Source organism: Mesorhizobium sp. WSM4829 (assembly GCF_055811475.1).
On the sequence record NZ_JBVVQJ010000081.1, the window covers coordinates 1 to 5,739 of the forward strand.

General features: G+C 57.4%; 2 protein-coding genes. Both read right to left on the reverse strand.

Annotation, left to right across the window (positions count from 1 at the left end; all coding sequences use genetic code 11):
* Positions 1 to 45: 45 nt before the first annotated feature.
* Complete coding sequence (locus tag AC0L17_RS33955) at positions 46 to 294, reverse strand: acyl carrier protein (RefSeq protein WP_473518918.1); 249 nt, start codon at positions 292 to 294, stop codon at positions 46 to 48.
* A 55-nt stretch (positions 295 to 349) separates the two neighbouring features.
* Positions 350 to 5,695 carry an alpha/beta fold hydrolase gene (locus AC0L17_RS33960; RefSeq protein ID WP_473518919.1) on the reverse strand — a complete coding sequence of 1,782 codons (5,346 nt, stop codon included), beginning with the start codon at positions 5,693 to 5,695 and terminating at the stop codon, positions 350 to 352.
* Positions 5,696 to 5,739 lie beyond the last annotated feature (44 nt).

Here is a 5,739-nt window from a genome sequence, read left to right on the forward strand (position 1 = left end):
CCAAATGTTCTCCTGGGACATTTAGCCACCAATTTTGAGGTGTCCTTATTTTGACGGGTGGTTACGTTTGCATATTCGCTCGTACAGGTCGCCGAACGTCGCCGCCTCAATTATCTCATCCAATTGCGGCGACCTCCAGTGGTCGCTTTTATCCAAATTAGCTTGGAGCTCTGCGGCGATAAGGCTGTCTCCTCCAACATCAAAGAAGTTATCATCTAAGCATATTTCGTTACCTCCGATAATAGTTTTCACTTCATCAAGAAAAATTCTCCTCGGATCATCGTTACTCAACATGTTGAACCTTTCCTGATTCGACTTCTTTTTCTGCCATAGCCCTTTTCTCTTCTTCTTACTGCTTGCCTGGAGTCGTTAACACTTCCCCCCTTTGCTGTTCTCGCTCCCCGGACTGCCGCGGAACCCTCCGGCTCGTAGGCTGATCGTCCGGCCAGCATCGGTGACCGTCGAATGAGTACGTTGGAAGGGGAATGCGACGGCGAGTACCGAACGGTTCCAATTGATCACTGGCCCGTTTCCAATCCACCGCAACACCCGCGGCCCAGAGTGCCCCAAGGCATTCCAGAAGGACATGGCGGTCAGTGGATTGTTCATCGTTCTCGTCGCGCGCGGCTGGGACGATCGATGGAATTCGGGTCTTCCGGTCCTCTGAGTTGACTGCTTCCTGTGCCAGACGCGCCAGATTTCGTGAGGGCCCGATGTCAACGAGTGCAACTACACCAGCCGCGACAACGGGCTTGAGAGCACGATCAAATCGGAGAGGCTCGATCGCTTGCCTGCTCAAGTTGGTGCCCGGCAAGGATATTTTCGCTTCATGCAGAGCTCCTGAGTTCAGAGCAATGGCCACATTCGGCAGACACTGTTCGAGGGCGCGAACCTGCTGGTCGATGATGTCGAACGCTGGTTTCGTCAGCTGAGAATGGCATGGCACGCCACCTGTATTAAGGAGGTGGTTGGAAATCTGTAGCTGTTCGAGTTTTTCCTGAAATCTTTCGAGAAGTTCCCGCTTGCCGGTGAATACGACGCTGGCATTTGAGTTCACGACGCCGAGGCTGATCTCGCCAGCTCTTGCTCTATCATTCCAATCGTCCTCTGTTAGGATACGCTCAGCCTCGTTCGGGCCGCACCCTGCCGCAAGCATAGCACCATCGATACCAAGATTCGCCATCGCGCGGCTACGAACGACCGTCAGCCTAACAGCATCTTCTACTTTTAAAATGCCCGCCAGGGTGGCCACGACGTATTCGCTCATGCTGTGTCCGACGAGATAATCGGGCCGCACTCCAAACAGTTCTAGCAAACGCGCCATGCCGTATTGCACGGAGAAAATCACGACACTGATTTCTTCGAAGGAAGCCGTCCGGTATGCGTCGTCTTCCCCAAACATGACCGTCTCCAGGTCACGATCCAGGAGCAGGCGACAAGCGGCCGCACAAGTCAGGAAAGCATTGCGGAAGTCCGGCACGTGATCGAACAGATCTTTGAACATCCGCGGGTGCTGTACTCCGCAGCCCGGCAGCATGAACCCAATCGACGGCGAGGAAAGGGTCCGATCAGCTGTACGATCCACCTCTTCTTCCAACCTCGCGATGGCCGTGTCCAGGTTGCGCGCCACAACGACGGTTCGATGCGCGAACTGGCATCTCGCCACGCGTAGTGTATGAGCGACGTCACCAAGATCGATGCTGCGGTTACGCCGCAAGAACGCAGCTAGATTCCGGCAGGCCCGGCTTAGCGCCGACGGGGTCTTTGCAGATAGGCAAAGGGCGTGAGATCCCCGTGCAATCGATCCGGGCCAAGCCCTTGCATTGTCGCTGTCCCATTCCTGCAGCACAATATGGCAGTTGGTTCCTCCCATACCGAGTCCAGTAACTCCGGCAGTTCGTGAGCGTCCCGGCGGACGGGGCCAAGGTCTAAGCTGCTCATTGATGAAGAAAGGCGTGTCTTCCAGTCCCAGATCTTCATTCAGCCGATTGATTTTGATCGTCGCGGGGATTACTCCGTGCTGAAGCGTGAGAGCTGTCTTGATGAAGCTCGCGACCCCTGAGGCGATGTTGGCATGGCCGATGTTCGGTTTGATTGACCCGAGCGCACAGGCGTTCGCCTGCCCCGCGAAGACCTCTGCCAGAGCGCGGACCTCGATTGGGTCACCGACCTTGGTGCCGGTCCCATGAGTTTCGATATATTCCACATCTTCAGGGCCAAGTGCCGCGGAGGCAAGTGCTTGGCGCACAACTTCGGCCTGGCCTCGTGCGCTAGGCGCCGAGAAGGATGATTTGGCGCGGCCGTCGTTGTTAATGGCACATCCTTTTACCACCGCGTGGATTTGGTCATTCGCCTCAAGCGCATCTTCAAGGCGCTTGAGAACGACAACCCCTACGCCATCTCCGAGCACCGTGCCACTGGCATCGGCATCAAAGGCCCGGCACACACCATCCGAAGAATTAATGAAGTCCTTGACAAACTGATACCCCGCTTGAGGGAAGGTGATACTCGAGCTGCCTGCCAACGCCATGTCGCAATAGCCGGCCGCGAGCGACTGAGCGGCGACCGCGATCGCCACCAACCCAGTTGAGCATGAGGTTTGCACCGCAATGCTTGGGCCGTTAAGGTTCAGCATGTAGGACACGCGCGAGGCAAGGTAGTCCTTCTCGTTGCCGAGCTCCGTCAGGAAAGCGAGTGGCGCGTTGGGGGGATCGCTGAGGCCGCCCTTCAAGTGGTGCTGTAGATAGAGTGGGGAAGAAGAACCTGCGAACACCCCGGTCCGGCCTTCATGCTGGGTTGGCGCATATCCGGCCGACTCAAGTGCCTTCCAGCAGCATTCGAGAAACAGGCGATGCTGCGGGTCCATAAGCGTCGCCTCACGCCTCGAAAGGTTCCAGAAAGCCGGATCGAAAAGGTCCACATCTTTGAGATGGGCGCCCACGCGCACATAATCTGGGCGCTTCAGGACAGCCTCCGGAATGCCCCGGGCCTTGAGTTCCTGCGCGGAGAGCGAGGTGATCGAGCATATCCCCTGGCAGAGGTTCTCCCACAGCGCGTCCACCGTCTCTGCGCCAGGAAAACGCGCGGTCATACCAATCACCGCAATGTCCATACAGGGGCTGCTTCGACGGTCCAACGCCTTCACAGGCGGCCTCCTCGGCAAGACTGGCGGTGTTTTGGAGAGCTTGCCGATTTGGGGACGTCCCTGCTCGCCAATGCGTTTGCGGAGAAGAGCCGCGAGTTCGTTAAAGGTCGGATTGAGGAAGACCTCCACTACCCGGAGCTGCACCTTCAGACTCTCACGAAGCTGCGTGCAAAGGCGGGCAGCCAAAAGGGAGTGTCCGCCGCAGTCAAAAAAGTTGTCGTCCGGATCGGCAGCTTCGGCCTGGAGAAGGTCCCGCCAGGCTGCGCGAAGTGCTGGTTCGACCTCGTTGGTACCGGTCACAAGAGCGCACGGCTCTTGCGCGAGCCCGCGAAGGTGGGACCGATCAAGTTTCCCGTTTGCCGCAATAGGCAATTCCCGTACCGCCACGAAATGCGCGGGTATCGCATAATGCGGTAACTCGGACTTTAAATGCGCTCGCAAAGAAGCCTCCCAGCCTCTGCAACCATCGTGCAGCACCACATAGGCGACCAGTCGGTCCGGCTGGCCTGTCGTCGGATCGAGCTCAGGCAATACGGCGGCGGAGCGGACCCCGGCGTAGCGAAGCAAGGCAGCTTCCACAGACCCGGGGACGACGCTGTAACCTCGGATCTTCACCATAAAAGCGCAGCGCCCGATAATTTCCAAGTGGCCACCTGGCAGCATACGACCAAGATCGCCAGTGCGGAACATCGTGCCATCTGCGCGAAACGGGTCGGGAAAGAACCTTTCGCGTGTCATCTCTGGGCTGCCGAGATATCCATGAGCCAAGACATCGCCGCCGACGAAGACCTCGCCCAAGAACCCCATTGGGACGGGATCGCGTTGCTCCCCGAGGATATAGACACTGACATTGTACTGAGGCGGACCCACCGGCGCGACCTTTTGTATTGTCGCAGGATCGACCTCGCTCAAGTCAATATGCGAAACATCACTTGCCTCCGCTGCGCCGTAGTAATTGATGATTCTGATGTGCGGCAGCGCGTCCCTGACCCGCGCAAGCAACGCTGCTGTTAGTACCTCGCCTGATAGGTAGATCAATCTGAGCTCGGGAAGGCGGGAGGGGAGGTCGAGGAAGCCGCTGCTGATAATCACGTCCAGCAGTGATGGGGTTAGCAATATTCTGGAAATTCGATTTCGTTCCAGGTAGTCGACCAGCTGGTGCGGATCATAGATGACGTCGTCAGGGACCAGATAGGCTGGGATCCCGGCCAGGATCGGCCGCATGATGGCCCCGAAGAGATTGACCGCCTCACGCTCACCAGACGCATATGGCAGCGCGCTATAGCGCCACTGGTAAGAGGATACAGCGCTTCGATGAGGACAGACGATCCCTTTTGGTTCACCAGTCGTGCCGGACGAAAATGAAATCGCGGCAGGCGCATCGAGATCCACCGGTTGCGGACTGGCCGGACCGGCGTTGCCAAGTTGTGCTTCCCAACCCTCGTCGAGCGACAGCGCAATACCAGGCCAGTCAGGCGGAAGCTTAGCTGCGAAACGGTGGCTGGTGACTACGATTTCAACAGATGCCTTCTCAAGTATTCGCTTCAGCGCTGCAACGGGCTGGGCTTTGTCAAGAATGACGTAAGCCGCCCCTGCCTTAAGAATACCGAACAACGCGACGACGTATTCAAGCGAGGTATCCAACAGGATACCCACGCGGGAACCTCGGCTCTGACCATGTCCAAGGAGGTGCCTGGATAGGATGTCGCTTAGGTCATCGAGTTGACGATATGTGGTGGTCGCAGCCACTGAAACGATGGCAGGACTGTTCGGGGTGAGAGCCGCTTGTTTGCGGAATCGCTCATGCAGCGTTAGATTACTATAGGGGAAGACTTCGCCGTGGTGGATGGAAGCGGGAAGTTGTCGCTTCACCTCCCCAACCTCGCGCAGGAGGCTAGACACTACCTCCTCTGTCATAGAATGCGTGTAAAAGTGATCGCCTTCAAACATAATCCGGGCGAACCGCGACCTGGTGAGCCGCCGCCATTTGTCGAGATCATTGGTATTGACCGTTTCGTCTTGAGCCCCCCCCATTGCGGTGATCGCCGCATTGAGAGGCGTTGGCAGGTTTCGGTCGTAAGTCTCCGCAAGTTCGAAGTCAGCCCGCAGGGGCGGCAAAATGAAGTCCAGCAGTTTCTCGTTTGCCAGCGCCTTCTTGGGGACCAAGCCAAGGGTACGAATCACATCGATTAGCTTATCATCGGCGTATCTATACATGGGCGGCTCTTCCGGGGGCAGATCCGCTGACGGGTGGGCAGACACGACCACATGGAAGGGAGATGGCCGACCGGCCTCCTCCAGGGAGCGGGCAATCTCGTAGGCCACGAGGGCACCTGCGCTATGGCCGAAGAAAACAAAAGGCCTATCGCTGTATTCTTGGAGCGCCTCGACAACCATGGGTGCCAGTACGTCCATGCTGCGAATGGCGGCCTCCGCTGATCGTTTGCCGCGCCCGGGAAGATCCAGGCAAATAAGCTCAATGTCGTCAGGGAGATAGTCCGACCAATTACGGAACGACTGGACGCTACCCCCCCCATGCGGGAAGCAAATTAGCCGATACGACGGCTCAAGTGAACTCTTTACAACGTTAAGCA

Excerpts from the sequence above, each read along its gene's own strand:
- AC0L17_RS33955 (WP_473518918.1), bottom strand. The coding sequence starts at position 294 with ATGTTGAGTAACGATGATCCGAGGAGAATTTTTCTTGATGAAGTGAAA.